Origin of the sequence: Winogradskyella sp. 4-2091, assembly GCF_045765065.1 — a bacterium.
Lineage (GTDB): Bacteria > Bacteroidota > Bacteroidia > Flavobacteriales > Flavobacteriaceae > Winogradskyella.
The window spans coordinates 72,820-91,194 of sequence record NZ_JBJKOD010000013.1 but is presented as its reverse complement, the minus strand read 5'-3'; the positions used below and the strand labels follow the sequence as shown (position 1 = coordinate 91,194).

Sequence of the window (18,375 nt, the reverse complement as noted above, 5' to 3'; positions counted from 1 at the left end):
ATTTTTATACATCTGATTAACAAGCAAAATATGAACAAATAAAGGAACAATAAAAGCAAATGCAGTTAAGTAATTAAGCTTAGAGAAATCTAACTTATATAAGTAGGTTATTATAAAATATATGAAGCCAGTAAAAAGAACACTATACAAAACTCCCAAGACCAAAAACTGACTTTTAATTTTCTTGACGATATTGGCTTTTAATCTAAAAAAATTCTTTAAAAATGGGTTTATAAAAAAGGTCACTATTGTCTGGCCAAATACCAATAGGCTAATAAATATTTCATATTTACCCAAGTCAGAAAGGCTAAAGAATGTATTTGCAAAATAAGTGTCTATTTTAAATCTTATAGTACCAAGAACGGCAGGAATAAAAAATGGCAAAGATTTAAGCAATACGGAAAAGTCAAAATTTATTTTAACAGGTGTTATTCTCTTAATATAGTATGTTGTATATAAAGTGACTTTTAAGCTAGTTGCTATAAGAATGATTTTAATAATTAAACTTAAATCAATACTTAGTTTAAAAATAAGAATGCCAAAAATAAGAATACCACTATATAATAGTTCGCCTATAAGATTAAGTTTAAAATCTTTAAAATAGAGGATTAAAACATTATAGGATTGTGCTATAAACAATAAAAAGAGCCATAACATATATAGGTATAGGTTTTCTTTAAAAAGAGATGAAAACACTAAAATAAAAACACATGGAACTAGTAAGAATGTTCTGCTGAGTAAATGTGTAAACCATGATTGGAATAGGTTTGATGGATTTGTACTGAATTTTTTTAATAAAAAATCATTATTCCCAAATGATAAAAAAATCAAAATCAGATATATCCAGATGGCTACTTGGGTAAAACTTCCCCATAATTCTATAGATTGATATTTAATAATAAAATAAGAAAATACAAGTTTACTAAGCGGAGAAATTGATTGGCCTAACCCATATAAGGATATAATTTTTAATCTTGATGTTAATTTTGTTATTTGCTTTTGCATTTATTTAATAGGAATAGGTGTAAAATTAATCTAAAGAAAGCAACTAATACTTTTTAATAAACTTTAGTAATGTGACTAAAATGTTCAATTTAAGTTATTTATAAAACAGTTCTGTATATATTCATGATTAATCTTACTTTTAACGTAAGCAATGAAAAACGTAATTGATAAGCATAAAGGAACTTTGGTATATTTTTTACCTCTGTTCTTGCTTTTAATTTTTTTATTTTGGAGATCGGTTTCGTTTCCATTACACGACTTTGCGAATAGCTATTTTCCCGCGCATATTGTTGCCAATTCGGCGACACCGGAATCCGTTTTGTTTGATATCTATGAGTACAATAATTATATCTGGAATATAGGTTACAAAGAGGTGTTGGGAGATTTTTACCTCAATAGCCCTTTTAATACCGTAGCTTTTTATCCCTTTATAGTTATAGAAGATGCTTATTTGGCAAAGGCTATTTTTAATGGATTATGTAGTTTGTTGTTTTTATTAGCAATCTATTCTTTATTTAAGAGGTTTGGTAGAAAAACGTTTTTATTAGTAACCGCAATTCCGGTTTTGTTTTATGTGCCATTAAGAAATCAGATGCTATTTGGGCAAACCTATTTCTTAGTTTTTACACTAGTTGTTTTTGCGTTTTTATGGATTGAAAAACGTAAATCTATTTCTGGAGGTGGTTTGTTGGTTTTGGGCGCTTTACTAAAAGTGTTTCCTGTAGCTTATGGTATTCCATTGCTTTTTAAATCACGATGGAAAGCAATACTAGCTGCTATAGTATTAGGAGTTGTAATTTTCTCACTATCCATTTGGCTTACAGGTTTTAGCTTATGGGAAACGTATTTTTTTGAAGTCTTACCTAACGCTATTAAAAATAAAAGCACTGTAAACTTTCAATACAATGCACAATCCATAGATGTGTTTCTAAAAACATTATTTGTTCAAGATGCATATTACAATCCAGATGCTTTATTCAGTAATGTAAAATTAGGCGTGTTTATAAAATGGGTGTTTAAATCTATCATTTTTGGTATAGCTATATCCTTAAGTTTTTCAAACAAAAAAAAATTATTGGCATTATTTTCCATTTGGGTTGTTACACTGTTTTTAGTGCAATCGAGGACTGCTACTTACGCTCAAATATTATGGATAATTCCGGCATTTTATGTGTTTGCTTTGTCTATAAAACCTTTTAAGAAAATTGCTTTTTTTACGCTGTTATTCTTAATGTGTAATGTGCCAATTGCTAGTTTAGAACATTTGCCATTGATTTTTAAGTTTTCAAGACTTTGGTTAACTATTGGTTTGGCAGTATTGTTTTATAGTAGTGTCGCTAAAAAAGTAAATTACATGTACATTGGTTTAGGTTTGTTGATGTTGTTTCCATTACATTTAGATATGTTTACTGAAATAACTGATGATGCATCTTCATATGTCCTAGAACAACAAGAGTATTTTATGATTTATGATTTTGAAAACAACAACAATAAATTAACCTATAAAGCCCTTGGTAAAGGCGGAAAAATAATTGAAAATACAGCAATTTCAATTTCAAAATTTGATGAATATTCGTGTGTAATTGAAGATTATCAAATAATCTATAAAGGGAGACAAATCACTAAAGATCCTTCTTTAAAAAGGAAACCAGTACTGGTAAATGACTGTGAAATTTATTATCTTACTGATTCAAATTCGAGACGAGGTGCCTTCACACTAAAAAAGATTGATATCTGTAATTAACTTTATAAGCTCGGCTTAAATAATTTGAAATTATAAATTTTCAGTTTTTGAATAAAATAAGATATTGACACTCTTAAAACTCCAAGTCCATAAATAGAACTTCGTTTAAAATTAATGGAAGAAGAATCTTTTTCGTATTTCGCTGGGCAAGATATTTCGCCAATCACAATACCCTTATAACAACATTGCGCTAAGAGTTGATTATCAAAAATAAAGTCGTTAGAATTCTCATTAAACGGAATAGATTTTAAAACCTTAGCATTGAATGCACGATAACCTGTATGGTATTCTGATAACTTTTGATTCATTAATAAATTTTGAATAAAAGTCAGTCCTCGATTAGAAATATATTTATACATTGGCATACCACCAGAAAGTGCATTTTTGCCCAAAATTCTTGAGCCTAAAACAACCTCATAAACATCGTTTGCAATTAAATCTGCCATAGACGGAATTAGCTTTGGATTGTACTGATAATCTGGATGCAACATAATTATAATATCAGCACTTAATTCAATAGCTTTAGAGTAACAACTTTTTTGATTGGCACCATAACCCAAATTAATATTATGCTCAATGATGTGTTCTATGCCAAGCTGCTTTGCGACTTCCACAGTATTGTCATCACTAAAATCATCAGTCAATACAATGGCATCAACAATGTGATGCGGAATCTCATTATAGGTTTTTTCTAATGTTTTTGAAGCATTATAAGCCGGAAGAATTACAACTATTTTTTTATCTCGAAGCATTAGTTGAGTAGATTTACTTCGTTACTAGATTGTTCCCTTATACTTCCAGGGACTTCGATATATTTAATTGGAGCCAGCGCATCAATATCTTTTCTGCGGTAAAGATTTCCTAAAAACGGAAATTCATGATGCGTATGTGTTTCTAAATGCGCTAATTTTTTCTTTACATCTGCTAAAGGTAAATTCCATTCTTTTGAAATGCGTTCAGCATTGGGTTCCATAAAGGCAATGTAAAGGAGCTCTAATTCGGTATGTAATTTTTTATTTGTAATAGATGGATCATTCCATTGTTTATCTTGAAAATCTTGCAATTCACGATTAAAATATTTTAGCGTATCATTAAATTTAATGTAGCTTAAATAACCTTCATGGTTTTGTTGCTTTCTAAATAAAGGTTGAATCACAACCTCGTGACACCAGATGCATTTTGCAGGTTTTCCGGCTTTGGTGATTTTACTATTGCCAGCTTCTTTTAAAGCGCCATCAATATCATAAATACCAAATTTTAATTGTCCATTAGGCATGATCTCTACTGTTTCATATTCTAAAGTGTCATTACTAATAGAATCAATTTCAGCAGAAAGAAACCCTTGACTATTACTATCAGAAATATTTGAAAACGAAATAATTCGGTCTACTTTAGAAACACTAGAATTATCAATATATCCTTTGTTATTATTTAAGGTATATAACTCTAAAAACTGGTTTAAACTTTTAGGTACATCAGTAATAGCATAATAATGATGAGAATTTCCAAAAGTTAAGGCAATGTATCGTCCTAAATCTAGCGCACTATTTTTTTTATATGCTTCAGAGTTTTTAAAAATATATTGAAGTTTAGATAACTCTGTTTTAGCGTGTTCAGAAAAGCCAAGTTGGTTTAAGTTTAGAGTAATTATAGAATCTTTATATGATAAACCAAGTAATGTAGTGTCAGTTGTTATTGTAGAACCTAAATATGCTAAAGCCCATTTTAAACCTGTGACACTTCTGTCAAAAGTATCTTCATTGTACGATTTGTTCCATTTTAAATTAATTTCTTGCTCTTTTTTAGAACACGAAAAACAGACAGAAAATAAAACAAAACATATTGTAAAAAAAGAGCGTTTCATATTACTTAGAGAGTTTCATAAAAGCACCAGCTAAGGTAGATTTTAATTTATATGTAATCATTTTTTTTAGGTTTTTATCACTCAATTTTTCTTTATTATAATTAACCTCATTCACAATGCGTCTTACTGCATAATCATAGAATTTTCTAGAATAGGTTCTTGTAAAATCTATATCTCTATCTGTTGAGGTTTCCCAATTGGGTTGAACCGTTATCTTGTCTTCAATTTCATTATAAAGTGATGTTCCTTTTATTGGGTAAGCTACTGTAATTGTAAAATGCGTAGGATTTGCAGCTTTTAAGTATGTAATTGTTTCCTTAATGTCTTGCTCATCTTCGCCTGGATAACCAACCATAATAAAAGTTCCGGTTTCCATGCCTTTAGAATTTGTTTGCAGAATAGCATTTTTTACGACATCCACATCAACGCGTCTGTCCATGGCATCAATTATTTTTTGGGATCCAGATTCTGCTCCAATCCAAATGCGGTAGCAACCAGCTTCTTTTAATAACTCTAAAACTTCATTATTAAGACGTTCGGCTCTTGTGATACATTCAAAAGGAATTATAGCATCTAGTTTTAAAACTTCTGCATGAAATTCCTTTATCCATTTATGACTTACCGTAAAAACATCGTCTACAAACCAAATACTATCTGGTTGGTAAGTGTCTTTTAGCATTTTCAATTCTTGTGCAACCAGTTCTGCTGGTCGTCTGCGATAACTTTGTCCGTAAACGGCAGTACTACACCATTTGCAAGTATAAGGGCAACCACGTTGTGTACTAACAGTCATGGAGCTTTTTCCATGATGTGTTTTCCAAGTTTCTAAATATTTATCAAAAGGAATTGCGGCTCTATTTGGTAATGGCAGTTCCTTTAAACTCTTCATTTTTACACGTGGAGCCGTTTTAATCACTTGCCCATTTTCTAAATAAGCAATTCCGGTAATATGGGTAAAATCTTGATTGCGATCAATAGCGTTATAAAGCTCTAAAGTAGTTTGTTCACCTTCGCCAATAATTAGAAAATCGGCTCCTGACTTTAAATAATTTTCACAATTATAGGTAATGTCTGGTCCACCTAAAATTAGTTTTGGAAAACCATATTGTTTTTCTGTTTTCAAGATTTTAACCAATTTAATAACATTGATTTTTGTCATTAAGTTGGTGTAAATAGCTACTGCTTTTGGTTGGGTTTTGGCTATAAAATGAAGTTGTTTTTCTTTGCTGTAAAATGTAGAATCGTAAAGGTGATTATTAATCTTATTTTCCTTTAAATAAGCAGAAATGTATAACAAGCCAAGTGGAGCATAAGGCTTCATAATAAGCTGCTCTTTTGGGTCTTCGAGTATGTAATAAGCGTGTGTAAGTACAATACTCATTTTTATGGTCTCAATTATTTTTTGGTTAATTCTATTAAAAAATGATCTGCATATTTTGCAAAAAATGAAGCCGTTAAAATGGCGTCTATACCTTTAAAAATAGGTAATAATGGTCGTTTAGATAAAATAGAATTTTCTAAATATGAAGGCGGAATAGCCAATCCTATTGGTTTTACTCTATTCATCGTAAAGTCGTTAGTTGATAAAGATATAACTTCTTTAGGATTGTAATACCACGTTTTCACGTTTACACCATCGACATTAACATCTATGCTTTCATTAGTATTTCTGCGTTTTGATTTTTTTAAATCGCCTTTAATTAAAAAGTAAAAACGTTCCCAAATACTTTTTTTAGGCATTATTACCATAACTAGTTTGCCATTTGTATTCAGTAGGCTTTTAGCAACTTTACAAAATGCTTCTAATTGTATTTTTGATATACAATTTAAGCCTCCAAAATTTGAAAAAACAATATCAAATTTCTGGTTAAATGTAGTTGCATTAATTGTGGTTATATCTTGAACTTTAAAAAGCAAGTGACTAGATTGTTTTTTAGAATTAGCTACAGCAATCATACCTTCAGAAATATCTGTAGCAATAACATTATGTCCTAATTTTGAAAAATGAATAGCATCTTCCCCTGTTCCGCAATTAAGCTCTAAAATATTAAGCTTTTTTTTAGTGTTTATTATTGGATTTACATACTTAAAAACACGAAGACGTTGCGCCTTACCAATGTTTGAAAACGTAAAGGTTTCATCATATTTTACAGCAGCTATGTCAAAATCGTTACGCATGTTATGGAGTCATACTTTTTAATTGCCATTTGTCTACAAAAGCAGAAGGCACATAATAGGCTAATTTTAATATCGATTTTGTTTTAGATAAATTAAGTTGTTTTAGATTATCAATACCTTGACTAATTCTATATTCTTTATGCACATATCGTTGTAGTTTCTTGTAAAATTTAGAACTATAAGTACCTTTAAAAAGCATGGCTAAATCGTCAGAATCTGTCCAGTTCGCTTTTAGTTGCAAGTCGTCTTTTACCATATCGTAAAACTTGGTACCTGGCAATGGATAAGACACAGAAACACCAATATTATCTGGTAGCAGTTCCTTTATCATACCAATTGTTTTGAGGATATCTGCTTTTGTTTCGTTAAAATAACCAAACTGAATAAAGAAAGCAACTCTAATAGCTTTAGCTTTTAATAAGCGCGTGGCTTCGTAGATTTGCTCTACTGTTGTTTCCTTATCCATAGCATCTAAAATGGCTTGAGAGCCACTTTCCGCGCCAACCCAAACTTCTTCTAATCCACTTTCTGCTAAAGCATCAATAGTGTCTTCTTTCAATAATAAGTCAACACGACTTTGAATGTAATAAGAAATGGATAGATTTTCTTTTTTGAGCTCTAAATTAAAATTCTGAACCCAATTTGGTTTTAATCCAAAAATATCATCGCACATCCAGAATCGATTTACATCGTAGGTTTCCGATAAAAACTTTATGTGTTTAGTAATATATTCTGGGGAATGTGAGTTGTAACGATTGCCATAGATAGGTTTTGCACACCAATTACATTTAAAAGGGCAACCACGTGTTGTGGCAATATTTAAGGTAAATGCATTTCCGCCACTTGCCCAAATGGCCTTATAGGCATTCATATTTATTAAATCCCAAGCTGGCAAAGGCAATTCATCTAAGTTTCTTAAAACAGGTCGTTTAGAATTCTTAATTATTTGATCATCCTCCTTGTAAATTAATGCTTTTATTTCAGAGGTATCTTCATTGGTCTTTAAGGCATCTAAAAGTTCTTTCAAAGTGATTTCGCCTTCGCCTTGAATGACAAAATCGGCACCTTGGTCTAAATATTTTTCAAAATGATCTGTAGAATCAGAGCTACACACAATCACTTTACAGTTTTGCTTTTTGGCTATTTTAATCATCTTAAAAGCCGCTTCTCTCATGGTGGTTAAACACATTTTTGTGAGATAATTAAAGCCATCATCGTAGAGCACAAACGTACTTGGTTGATGTTTTGCTAAATAAGGTGCAATGGTTTGCGGATCGTCTAATAAGTTAGCGTCAAACAGACCAACTTTATAGTTGTTTTCTCTTAGATATGAAGCTGCATAAATGGTGCCTAAAGGCGGATAAGGTGTTTTGTTTTTCCACTGTTTGGGATCAAATTTATAGTAATATGAATGAGAAAAAACAACATCAAGCATGTTCCATAGTTAGGTTAAGGTTGAATGCTTTGTTTTTATCATCGTAACGCTGGTTTAACGATACAATAACACGACTCTGAAAATCTCTAGGATGATGTTTAGAGACATCATTTGTAGATTTCATTGCGACTTCAAAATCCTTTTTGTTGAGATTGTTAAATTTAGATTTCCACTTTTTAAGCGTTATACGTCTAAAATAAAAATCTAATTTTTCTCCCAATTTATTATCGAAAATGTATTCTATAGCCGTGCTTAAAATCGGTTTTCTAAAGGTATCAGCAAGCACAGATGTATTTAGAGTTCGGTTTGGATAAAAGTCTAAAGCCCACTGGTTTTCTGTAATAAATGAATCAATAATAGACTTACCATAAACAGGCATTAATGTTATTAATTCTGTAGCTGTAAATTTATTTTGTTCTTCAATTTTAAGATTATTAGAACTAATAAAGTAATTAACACAAAAATACTTTTTAGAATTTAGCAAAAACACCTTTTTAAAAAGGATTAAAAACGTTCTTGCTAGCCATAATTTTTTCGGTTTTGTGATGATAAAGAAATCAATATCGCCTTCATCATCATAATAGCCTTTAGCTAGTGCACCAGAGATAGAAACGGATTCTACGTAAGGAAAAGACATGATGAGTTTGGCTCTTCTCAATGCTTTGGGCATTATCTCTTTTGCCATTACATTACCATTAAGTCTTCGTTGAACTAAGTCTTTATTATTGACATCAGAAAAATAATTACCAAATTGAAAAATAATTTTTTGTTCAATTAATGCATTGAGCTCTTGTATGGTGTCAGATAAATGATTTGCAGAAGAAAACGAATAAATCTCCTCTTTGGTTAAAGGGTATTTAAAAATTGAAAAGTATATGATTACTTTTAAAGCATTCATCTTTTTAACAGCGTTTTTTTTATAAAAATAAGGCTTAAATTTAGAATATAAGAAATAAGTTTTATTTAGTGGAAAAAGATGTTTGTCTAGATAATTGATAATTTCAACTCTGAATATAACTAGTTTTAATTATTGCGAATGAAATTACCGCTTATTTAGTTGCTCTATTTAATCTGTCATTAATAGATTTCCCTAAACCATTATCAGGAAATTTTTCTGCAATAATTATATCTAAATCAAAAGTGTCTAATTGATGAAGTGCATCATATAATTTTGAAGCGGACTCTTTTAAATTACCTGTTTTAGATAAAACAATTTGAGTTTTTATAGCGTCGTTTTCAATTTCAGTATCAAAAACTAAAAGACCAATCCTCAAGTTTTGGTGTTGCTCTAATGCTTTAGGTATATTATCTGTTAAAACCGTTTTGGTTTTTGGTGCATAATGACGCGCGAGCATACCTGGCGCATTTGGTATGGTTTTTTGTTTAGGCGCTTCGGTAACCGTGTTTTTTATTTCAATTTTGCCAACAATGGCTTCAATGTCTTCTATAGCAGTAGAGCCTAACCTGTAAATAATAGGTTCATCGTTTTCAAAACCAATGATTGTAGATTCAATACCACTTTTACATGCACCACCATCTAATACCATTTTAAGTGTGTCTTTAAAATACGTTTCTACGTGTTGTGCTGTGGTTGGACTAATACTACTAAACGGATTGGCACTTGGTGCTGCTAAAGGGAAATCGAGTTGCTTTAATAACTCTAAAGTGGTTGGGTGGTTTGGTACTCTAACCGCAACGGTATCTTTTCCTCCTGTAATTAAATCTGGAATTATAGCCTTCTTTTTCAACACCAATGTTATTGGTCCTGGCCAAAAAGCGTCTGCCAACAATTGTGCTTTTTCAGGAATGTTTTCTACAATAGTTGAAAGCGAATCTATAGATGGAATATGAACGATGAGTGGATTAAAAAATGGTCGCTTTTTTGTTTCAAAAATTGATGTAATCGCTTTTTTGCTGTATATATTTCCTGCTAAACCATAAACCGTTTCCGTTGGAATAGCTACAATGTTTTCATCAGTTAAAAGTTGAATTGCTTTTGATATGTCTTTAGAAATAATACTCATAATTCAATATAGAGGACAAAATTAATTGAAATTATAATAAAGTATCCGACATTTTTAACCTTTGTTAAAATTTCAATAAAATAAATGTGCTTAAGTCAATTTATAATAAGATCTAGTTAAAATTTATTGTATATTGCTAAGTACCTAACATTAAAAATATTAGAACTATGAAAATCAAATACTTTGGATTCCTTATTCTTTTTACCTTCGCATTTACTACAAATATTTCAGCTCAAAAGAAATCGAAAAAAATTGTTATTACTGGTGTGGTAAAAGATTCTTTAGGTAATCCTGTGAATGAAGCTACTGTATATGTTGAAGACTCGTCTGTAAAAAAGACAACGAATAAGGATGGAGAATTTAAAATTAAAGTTAAGGAGACTCCCAAAACTATATATGCCTTCTCAGAACACTATGGTTTGAGTTCTTCTGAAGATTTTGATGAAAATAAGGTAACTATTGAGTTTGATAGCACCAGTGAAGAAAAAGGAAAAGCTTTTCAATTAGAGGCCTTAAAAAAAGTAAAAAAACGTAAGCCCGAAGTGGAACAATATTTTACGAGTATATATGACTATTTAAGGGTTAAGGTTCCGCAAGTAAGAGTTTCGGGTAGTAATGAAATAAGAGTTAGAGGGTCTTATAATACCACACTTTCTAGTAATGAAGATCCTTTGATTATTGTAAATGGACATCCAACGAGTACAGCTGCATTTGGAGATCTTACACCTAACAATATCAAAAACATAAATGTACTTAAGAGTTCTGAAGCTGCATCTTATGGTGTTAGAGGAGCAAATGGTGTAATTTTGGTAACTACGAAATAGTGTTCGATAATATTTTAATCGAGTTTTTGGAATTATATTTTCATTAGCTAACGGATTAAGAGCATTAAAACTAATGCGCATTCAATATAATTTAAATGGTAAGCGACTACAATCTAATATTACTTAGATTTTAGTCGCTTATTTTTCTTTTCTTGTTTCTGCTGATAAAGCGCGTAACCTAATACAGCCATTTCTAAACCTAAAATAGCAATCTTTGCCTTTTTACTTTTTGTAAATGCACTTGTTAAACCTAATACTTTTGTAATAATCATAATGTTTTATTTAATGGTTAAACTTTGTTTGTCATAAAATTATGTAATAGACTGGGTTTAGCTTAGCGTAATCACTATTAGAATTAACTGAAATAATTAGAAACGATATTTTCTATACATTCAAAAACATAAAACCCGTTCCTTTTAGTAGTTTTGCATCTTTAAAATTGAGAACATGATTTCAGTAGATAATTTAGCTGTAGAATTCAGTGGACAAACACTTTTTAAGGACGTGTCTTTTACTATTAATGAGAATGATAAAATTGCCTTAATGGGTAAAAATGGTGCAGGAAAATCTACCATGATGAAAATTATTGCTGGTGTTCAAAATGCAACACGTGGTCATGTGCGTTCTCCAAAAGATACAGTCATTGCCTATTTGCCTCAGCACTTATTAACTAAAGATAATGCTACGGTTTTTGAAGAAGCGTCTAAAGCCTTTGCACATGTGTTTAAAATGCGTGATGAAATGGAAGCGCTCAACAAGCAACTAGAAACCAGAACCGATTACGAATCTGACGAATACATGAAAATCATAGAACGTGTATCAGATTTAGGCGAAAAATATTATGCTTTAGAAGATGTTAATTATGATGCAGAAGTAGAAAAAGCATTAAAAGGTTTAGGGTTTAAGCAAAACGATTTTACAAGACCAACTAATGAATTTTCTGGAGGATGGCGAATGCGAATAGAATTGGCAAAAATATTACTTCAAAAGCCAGATTTAATTCTCTTAGATGAGCCAACTAACCATATTGATATAGAATCTGTCATTTGGCTAGAAGACTTTTTGGTTAACAAAGCCAATGCGGTTTTGGTTATTTCCCACGATAGAGCCTTTATTGATAATATTACCAATAGAACTATTGAGGTCACTATGGGCCGTATTTACGATTATAAAGCCAATTACTCGCATTACTTACAGTTACGAGAAGATAGACGCACACACCAAATAAAAGCCTACCAAGAACAGCAGAAATTTATTGCAGATAATATGCAGTTTATTGAGCGCTTTAAAGGTACCTATTCTAAAACCAACCAAGTGTCTTCACGAGAGCGCATGCTCGAAAAACTAGAGCGTATAGAAATAGATGAAGTAGATACCTCTGCTTTGCGTTTGCGTTTTCCGGCAACACAGCGTTCTGGCGATTATCCTGTAACGGTAAAGGATGTTTCTAAATCTTATGATGAGCATGTAGTGTTTAATGATGCTAATATGTCTATAGCAAGAGGTGAGAAGGTCTGTTTTGTGGGTAGAAATGGCGAAGGAAAATCCACGATGATTAAAGCCATTTTAGGCGAAATTGAAGTAGAAGGCACTTGTACTTTAGGCCATAATGTGCAAGTGGGTTATTTTGCGCAGAATCAAGCGGCTTTGTTAGATGAAAGCTTAACGGTTTTTCAAACCGTAGATGAAGTTGCAAAAGGTGATGTACGTACTCAAATAAAAAATATTTTGGGTGGTTTTATGTTTAGAGGTGAGGATATTGATAAAAAAGTCAGTGTCTTATCTGGTGGTGAAAAAACCAGATTAGCGATGGTAAAACTCTTACTAGAACCTGTTAATTTATTAATTCTCGATGAGCCAACCAATCACTTAGATTTAAAGTCTAAAGATGTATTAAAAGAAGCACTACAAAATTTTGATGGCACTTTAATATTAGTCTCTCACGATAGAGATTTTCTACAAGGCCTTTCTAAAAAAGTATTTGAATTTAAAGAAAAACGCGTTATAGAACATTTTGAAACGATTGATGATTTCTTAGCCAGAAATAGAGTTGAGAGTTTGAAAGGTTTGGATTTGTAGGTTGTTTGATAGTATCATTTGATACTTTAATAAGACGATTAATCTCTGTTGTAGACCGTTTATTATTCTTTCTTATTTACTGTAATTCTCAATTCAAAAATATTGTATTTTAGGTAATACAAATAGAGATTATTATCTTTAAAAGAAAGCTTCTCAGTCTACATTGTCCCCTTGAGGGGACTTTAGGGGTGTAAAGGAGTATAAGAACAGCCGGAATTACCACTAATGAAAAACAAAATAATCCCATACAATCCCAAACTAAAAATCCTAGCCAGGCAATTAAGAAAAAATAGCACTTTACCAGAAGTCTTGCTTTGGCAAAATATAAAGCAACGCGCTTATGGCGTTCAGTTTCATAGGCAAGTACCAATGTTAGAATATATAGCAGATTTTTATTGCCATGAAATAGGGTTGGTCATAGAAATTGATGGAGACAGTCACGAATATAGCTTTTTGTACGATGTTAAGAGACAAAAAGAAATCGAAGCTTATGGCGTTACCTTCTTAAGGTTTTCCAATGAAGAGGTTAAGAAAAATATGTTTAGTGTGTTGTTAGTTATTGAAGAAAAGGTAAAGGAGTTAACTGAGCAAGTTGAAAACACCCCTAAAGTCCCCTCAAGGGGACATTTGATAAAGGACAAAACAATACTTCAAGGGTTTTCAATTGTCCTCTACGTTTAAAAAAGAAAATACTATAGAAAGGGATTACTGTATTTGTAGGTTATAAGGATAGCACTAACGAATAAGAATAGTACTCCAGATTTATATTTTTTACTAATAACTTTATTAATAAGTATTATTTCGTTGAGAGGACGTTTAATAAAGTAAAAGCAAGAATTTATTGAATCTTAATTATGTTTTGTAGTACTAAATATTATTTATTAAACACTGGTTTGTTGGTTAGGATTGTCCCCTTGAGGGGACTTTAGGGGTGTAAAATATGTAGGTTTACAAAACCAATTTAAAACCAATGTTTTTATTAAACCATTAACATGGTTTTTCTAAAAAGGTATTTGAGTTTAAAGAAAAACGTGTTATTGAACATTTTGAAACTGTCGATGATTTTTTAGCTAGAAATTGAGTAGAAAGTTTGAAAGAGATAGATTTGCAGCTAAAGTGGATTCGTTAAAAATGAATATCTTTAATTGCAACTCTTCCTTTATAAAGAGAAATAAACTCTGAATCATTTAAAGACTCTTGAAATAGTGCAGCTTTGAGGTAATTTTTAATAGCGTCGTTTACTGTTTTTCCTTTTTCATTCCCTAAATGTATATCGTTTTTATATATAGCAAATAATGTTTCCGTTTTATCACTCAAGACTGAAAAATATTTAATTTATGATATTCTAAAAAATCTTCATTTGGGATAAATCTTTTAGGTAATTTCAGAGATTTCCCTTCCAATTTATGGAAATATAATTTCATGTTTTCACTGCCGTTTCTCTTTAATTTATTTGATAATACCATTTTGAAATTCTTATCGAAAGTTATAAGGCCTCTATCAAATGCTTTGTCGTGTAAATAATTAAGACATAATCCATTTTGCGGGTTTAATCTCTCCTTTTTGTTTTGAGACCAAGGAATTATATGACTTGCAACCAATAAATCTGGAACATCAATACCTGAAATAGCGCATTTATTATCATAGTTCATTAAAACTATTTTTCTAAAAATAGATTGATTGACTCTGGTGCTAACTTCTCTAACTCTGTTTTCTCCTGTTAAGTGACTGAGATTTCCTAATTCAGATTTAAATTTTTCTTCAATCGAAACCTTTTCTTTAGATGCTAAAATTTGCTCACTTAAATAAATCAGCTTTTCTTGGTCATGAAAAAATTCATCCCAAATTGGTTGACATTGCTTTAAGCCTCCAACTAAACCTTTAACTCCACGGTTTTGATGATAAGGGTCACATGAGGCGAAATTTGATAATCTAATGGCAATTGAATTATTTGACCTTCCTGTTAGATTAGCTAAATTAATAACTTCAGGATTACTCGCGTGAAATTTACCAAAAGGTAGCTTCAAATATAAATTGAAAGCTAAAATTAATTCTTCTTTTGTCCAGAGTCTTCTACTCATTTTATCAAATTTAATGCGCCTCCAACCAATTAATACCAGTATCCACTTCAACATCTAGAGGGACTTCTAGTTTAAAAGCACTTTCCATTTCAGTTTTAATCAATGTGGTTAATTCTTCTAATTCAGGTTTGTAGATATCAAATACTAATTCATCATGTACTTGTAAAAGCATTTTAGATTTATAATTGCCTGCTTCAAGTTTATTATAAATATTAATCATGGCAATTTTAATAATATCTGCTGCGCTACCTTGTATTGGTGCGTTTACCGCATTTCGTTCGGCTGCACTGCGCACCATGGCATTACGAGAATTGATATCTTTTAAATAACGACGACGACCCAAAACCGTAGATACATAACCGTTATCTCGCGCAAAATCGACTTGCTTACTCATGTAGGCTTTTAATTTTGGATAAGTTTCGTAATAGGTATCTATTAACTCTTTGGCTTCGCCACGTGATAAATCGGTTTGGTTGCTTAGTCCAAAGGCAGACACACCATAAATTATCCCAAAGTTGACTGTTTTTGCATTGCTTCGTTGCGCTCTTGTCACTTCATTAATAGGTACACCAAAAACTCGAGATGCGGTTGAGGCATGAATATCTTCGCCATTTTTAAAGGCTTCAATCATGGTTTCTTCTTCACTTAAAGCGGCAATGATTCTTAATTCTATTTGCGAATAATCGGCAGCTAGTAAAGTGTAATCTTCGTTTCTTGGAACAAAAGCTTTTCGCACTTGGCGACCGCGTTCTGTACGAATTGGAATATTCTGTAAGTTAGGATTATTACTACTTAAACGACCTGTTGCGGCAACCGTTTGCATGTAGTCTGTATGCACTCTGCCAGTGGCTGCTTCTACCTGTAATGGTAATGCATCTACATACGTGCTTTTTAGTTTGGCAAGACCACGATATTCTAAAATATCTCTAATAATCTCATGCTCTTTGGCTAAGGCAGATAAAATGTCTTCGCCAGTTTTATATTGTCCGGTTTTGGTCTTTTTAGGTTTATCTACTAGTTTAAGCTTTTCAAACAAGATGATTCCTAATTGTTTTGGCGACGCAATATTAAATTCTTCGCCTGCCACTTCATATATTTTAGATTGAAGATTCGTAATATCGTTATTAAGGTCTTCTGATAATGAGTTTAAAAATTCAACATCGAGATTAATACCTTCTAATTCCATTGCGGCTAAAACGCGTAGTAACGGAATTTCAATATCATCAAATAATTTTTGAGTATTGGCTTCGCCTAATTCTTTTTCAAAATGTTCCTTAAGTTGCAATGTGATGTCTGAATCTTCAACCGCATATTCTGTTTGCTTTTCTAATGGAACTTCTCGCATTGAGAGTTGATTCTTGCCCTTTTTACCAATCAATTCTGTGATAGAAATTGGCGTATAGTTTAAATAGGTTTCAGCAAGAATATCCATATTGTGACGCATATCTGGATTTATTAAATAATGCGCTAACATGGTATCGAACAATTTGCCTTTAACGCTAACATTATATTTTGCTAAGACTTTAATATCATATTTTAAATTCTGACCAATTTTTTGGATGGTTTCAGTTTCAAAAAACGGTCTTAATATTTCGATTAATGCTTGTGCTTCAGTTTTATCTTCAGGAAATGGTATATAAAATCCTTTACCAATTTCCCATGAAAATGCAATACCAACCAATTCTGCGGTTAACGGATTTAATCCTGTCGTTTCTGTGTCAAAACAAACCGATGTTTGATTCATTAGATTTTTAACAAACAATTTAGTGGCCATACCAGGCGCTACACTTTGATAAAAATGCGAATAGGTTGCAGTCGTTTTTCTGGAGTTTTCTGAAATGGCTTCGTCTGTAGAAGGTTCGCCACCGCCAAACAACGAAAACTGACCTTCGCCTGCGGATTTTATTTCTTTAGGTGTGGTTTTAGGTGCTTCTGCTTTATTTGAAGTTTGCGTTGCTGTTGCCGTTGCTTGAGCTTCAGCAGAAAACGTTTTATTAAAATTATCGATTAAGCGTCTAAATTCTAACTCTTGAAAAATCTCAGTTACCTTAGGCACATCTGGTTCCGACATCTCAAAGTCTTTAGCGTCAAATTCCACCGGAACGTCGAGCATAATGGTGGCTAATTTTTTAGAAAGTAAACCGAGTTCTTGGTTGGCTTCAACTTTCTCTTTCATTTTACCTTTCAACTCATGTGAATTGGCAAAAAGGTTTTCCATAGAGCCATAAGCGGCTAAAAATTTCTTAGCTGTTTTTTCGCCAACACCAGGTAAGCCAGGAATATTATCTGAAGCGTCTCCCATCATACCTAAAAAATCTATGACTTGCAAAGGGTCTGTAACTTCAAATTTTTTCTGAACCTCAGGAATTCCCCAAGTTTCATAACCACCTCCAAAAACAGGTCTGTACATAAAGATGTTTTCAGATACCAGTTGTGCAAAATCCTTATCTGGTGTTACCATATAGGTTTTGTAGCCTTCTTTTTCGGCTTTTTTTGCCAAAGTTCCTATAACATCATCTGCTTCAAAACCTTCCTTTACCATGATAGGAATGTGCATGGCTTTTAGGATTTCATAAATATAAGGAACCGCTGTTTTTATACCTTCAGGCGTTTCATCTCTATTGGCTTTGTATTCTTGATACATTTCTACACGATCTGCACTTCCGCCTTTATCAAAACAAACGGCTAAATGGTCTGGTCGTTCGCGTTTTATTACATCTAAAAGTGAGTTCATAAAACCCATTATGGCTGAGGTATCTTCTCCTTTGGAGTTAATTCTTGGGTTTTTTATAAAAGCATAATAGCCACGGAAAATTAGTGCGTAGGCATCAACTAGAAAGAGACGTTTTTGGTCTGACATATTATATCATTTTTTATTTAAGTGAGCATTTGTAAAATGCCCTTTTTTCATTTTTGCTTCAAAATAAAAATGAAACGTAGCTATGTCTATGTTTAATTTTTCTTTTTCGCATTAGCTGAAAAAATCATCATTTTACGTTTAAGCGAACCTAAACAAAAAATGATATTGTGATTAAATTTGAATTGTGTTATCTCCTTGAGCTCAGTCGAAAGGTCTTCTAAATTAACGGAAGTTTAAAAAATAATTCTCGACTCTGCTTTAAAGGACAGTAGTTTCAAAAT

Annotated in this window: 16 protein-coding genes; 4 read left to right on the top strand and 12 right to left on the bottom strand. The window is 31.8% G+C overall.

Annotated features, from left to right (window positions below; all coding sequences use genetic code 11):
* Window positions 1-1,005: hypothetical protein (locus tag ACJBCC_RS14765; protein ID WP_407557608.1), on the bottom strand; the 1,005-nt coding region annotated here is incomplete at its 3' end.
* 151 nt (window positions 1,006-1,156) lie between these two features.
* Here ACJBCC_RS14765 and ACJBCC_RS14760 point away from each other — a divergent pair.
* Window positions 1,157-2,749: a glycosyltransferase family 87 protein gene (locus ACJBCC_RS14760; protein ID WP_299098580.1), complete on the top strand. Its 1,593-nt coding sequence runs from the start codon at window positions 1,157-1,159 to the stop codon at window positions 2,747-2,749.
* Between the two features lie 2 nt (window positions 2,750-2,751).
* Here ACJBCC_RS14760 and ACJBCC_RS14755 read toward each other — a convergent pair whose 3' ends face one another.
* From ACJBCC_RS14755 to ACJBCC_RS14725, 7 genes are all read right to left on the bottom strand, one after another.
* Window positions 2,752-3,501 carry a glycosyltransferase family 2 protein gene (locus ACJBCC_RS14755; RefSeq protein WP_407557607.1) on the bottom strand — a complete coding sequence of 250 codons (750 nt, stop codon included), beginning with the start codon at window positions 3,499-3,501 and terminating at the stop codon, window positions 2,752-2,754.
* A complete protein-coding gene (locus tag ACJBCC_RS14750; protein ID WP_299098583.1) occupies window positions 3,501-4,613 on the bottom strand; it encodes a hypothetical protein in 1,113 nt (370 codons plus the stop codon). Before ACJBCC_RS14750 ends, ACJBCC_RS14755 begins: the two co-directional genes overlap by 1 nt.
* A 1-nt stretch (window position 4,614) precedes the next feature.
* Complete coding sequence (locus tag ACJBCC_RS14745; protein ID WP_407557606.1) at window positions 4,615-5,994, bottom strand: B12-binding domain-containing radical SAM protein; 1,380 nt, start codon at window positions 5,992-5,994, stop codon at window positions 4,615-4,617.
* A gap of 14 nt (window positions 5,995-6,008) precedes the next feature.
* Window positions 6,009-6,791: a class I SAM-dependent methyltransferase gene (locus ACJBCC_RS14740; RefSeq protein WP_407557605.1), complete on the bottom strand. Its 783-nt coding sequence runs from the start codon at window positions 6,789-6,791 to the stop codon at window positions 6,009-6,011.
* A gap of 1 nt (window position 6,792) precedes the next feature.
* Window positions 6,793-8,226 carry a B12-binding domain-containing radical SAM protein gene (locus tag ACJBCC_RS14735; protein ID WP_407557604.1) on the bottom strand — a complete coding sequence of 478 codons (1,434 nt, stop codon included), beginning with the start codon at window positions 8,224-8,226 and terminating at the stop codon, window positions 6,793-6,795.
* Window positions 8,219-9,124, bottom strand: a complete 906-nt coding sequence (locus ACJBCC_RS14730) for a nucleotidyltransferase domain-containing protein (RefSeq protein WP_407557603.1) — start codon at window positions 9,122-9,124, stop codon at window positions 8,219-8,221. Before ACJBCC_RS14730 ends, ACJBCC_RS14735 begins: the two co-directional genes overlap by 8 nt.
* Before the next feature lie 151 nt (window positions 9,125-9,275).
* Window positions 9,276-10,250, bottom strand: a complete 975-nt coding sequence (locus tag ACJBCC_RS14725) for an L-threonylcarbamoyladenylate synthase (protein ID WP_407557602.1) — start codon at window positions 10,248-10,250, stop codon at window positions 9,276-9,278.
* A 167-nt stretch (window positions 10,251-10,417) separates the two neighbouring features.
* Between ACJBCC_RS14725 and ACJBCC_RS14720 the strand changes: the two genes are divergently transcribed.
* Window positions 10,418-11,074 carry a TonB-dependent receptor plug domain-containing protein gene (locus tag ACJBCC_RS14720; RefSeq protein WP_299098594.1) on the top strand — a complete coding sequence of 219 codons (657 nt, stop codon included), beginning with the start codon at window positions 10,418-10,420 and terminating at the stop codon, window positions 11,072-11,074.
* Window positions 11,075-11,193: 119 nt separating this feature from the next.
* On the opposite strand, the gene ACJBCC_RS14715 is transcribed toward ACJBCC_RS14720, so the two are convergent.
* Complete coding sequence (locus ACJBCC_RS14715; protein ID WP_299098596.1) at window positions 11,194-11,346, bottom strand: hypothetical protein; 153 nt, start codon at window positions 11,344-11,346, stop codon at window positions 11,194-11,196.
* 175 nt (window positions 11,347-11,521) lie between these two features.
* Between ACJBCC_RS14715 and ACJBCC_RS14710 the strand changes: the two genes are divergently transcribed.
* On the top strand, window positions 11,522-13,153 hold the full coding sequence (locus ACJBCC_RS14710) for an ABC-F family ATP-binding cassette domain-containing protein (protein ID WP_299098599.1): 1,632 nt from the start codon (window positions 11,522-11,524) through the stop codon (window positions 13,151-13,153).
* Between the two features lie 225 nt (window positions 13,154-13,378).
* Window positions 13,379-13,834, top strand: a complete 456-nt coding sequence (locus ACJBCC_RS14705; protein WP_407557601.1) for an endonuclease domain-containing protein — start codon at window positions 13,379-13,381, stop codon at window positions 13,832-13,834.
* A 444-nt stretch (window positions 13,835-14,278) separates the two neighbouring features.
* Here ACJBCC_RS14705 and ACJBCC_RS14700 read toward each other — a convergent pair whose 3' ends face one another.
* From ACJBCC_RS14700 to polA, 3 genes are read right to left on the bottom strand one after another with little or no spacing between them, the layout of a single operon-like run.
* The gene (locus ACJBCC_RS14700) at window positions 14,279-14,470 is read right to left on the bottom strand and encodes a hypothetical protein (RefSeq protein ID WP_299098604.1); all 192 of its coding nucleotides are present in this window, start codon (window positions 14,468-14,470) and stop codon (window positions 14,279-14,281) included.
* Window positions 14,467-15,234, bottom strand: coding sequence for an HNH endonuclease (locus ACJBCC_RS14695; RefSeq protein ID WP_299098606.1), 768 nt, complete (start codon window positions 15,232-15,234; stop codon window positions 14,467-14,469). Before ACJBCC_RS14695 ends, ACJBCC_RS14700 begins: the two co-directional genes overlap by 4 nt.
* 10 nt (window positions 15,235-15,244) lie before the next feature.
* Window positions 15,245-18,094: a DNA polymerase I gene (polA, locus tag ACJBCC_RS14690; RefSeq protein WP_407557600.1), complete on the bottom strand. Its 2,850-nt coding sequence runs from the start codon at window positions 18,092-18,094 to the stop codon at window positions 15,245-15,247.
* Window positions 18,095-18,375: the final 281 nt, after the last annotated feature.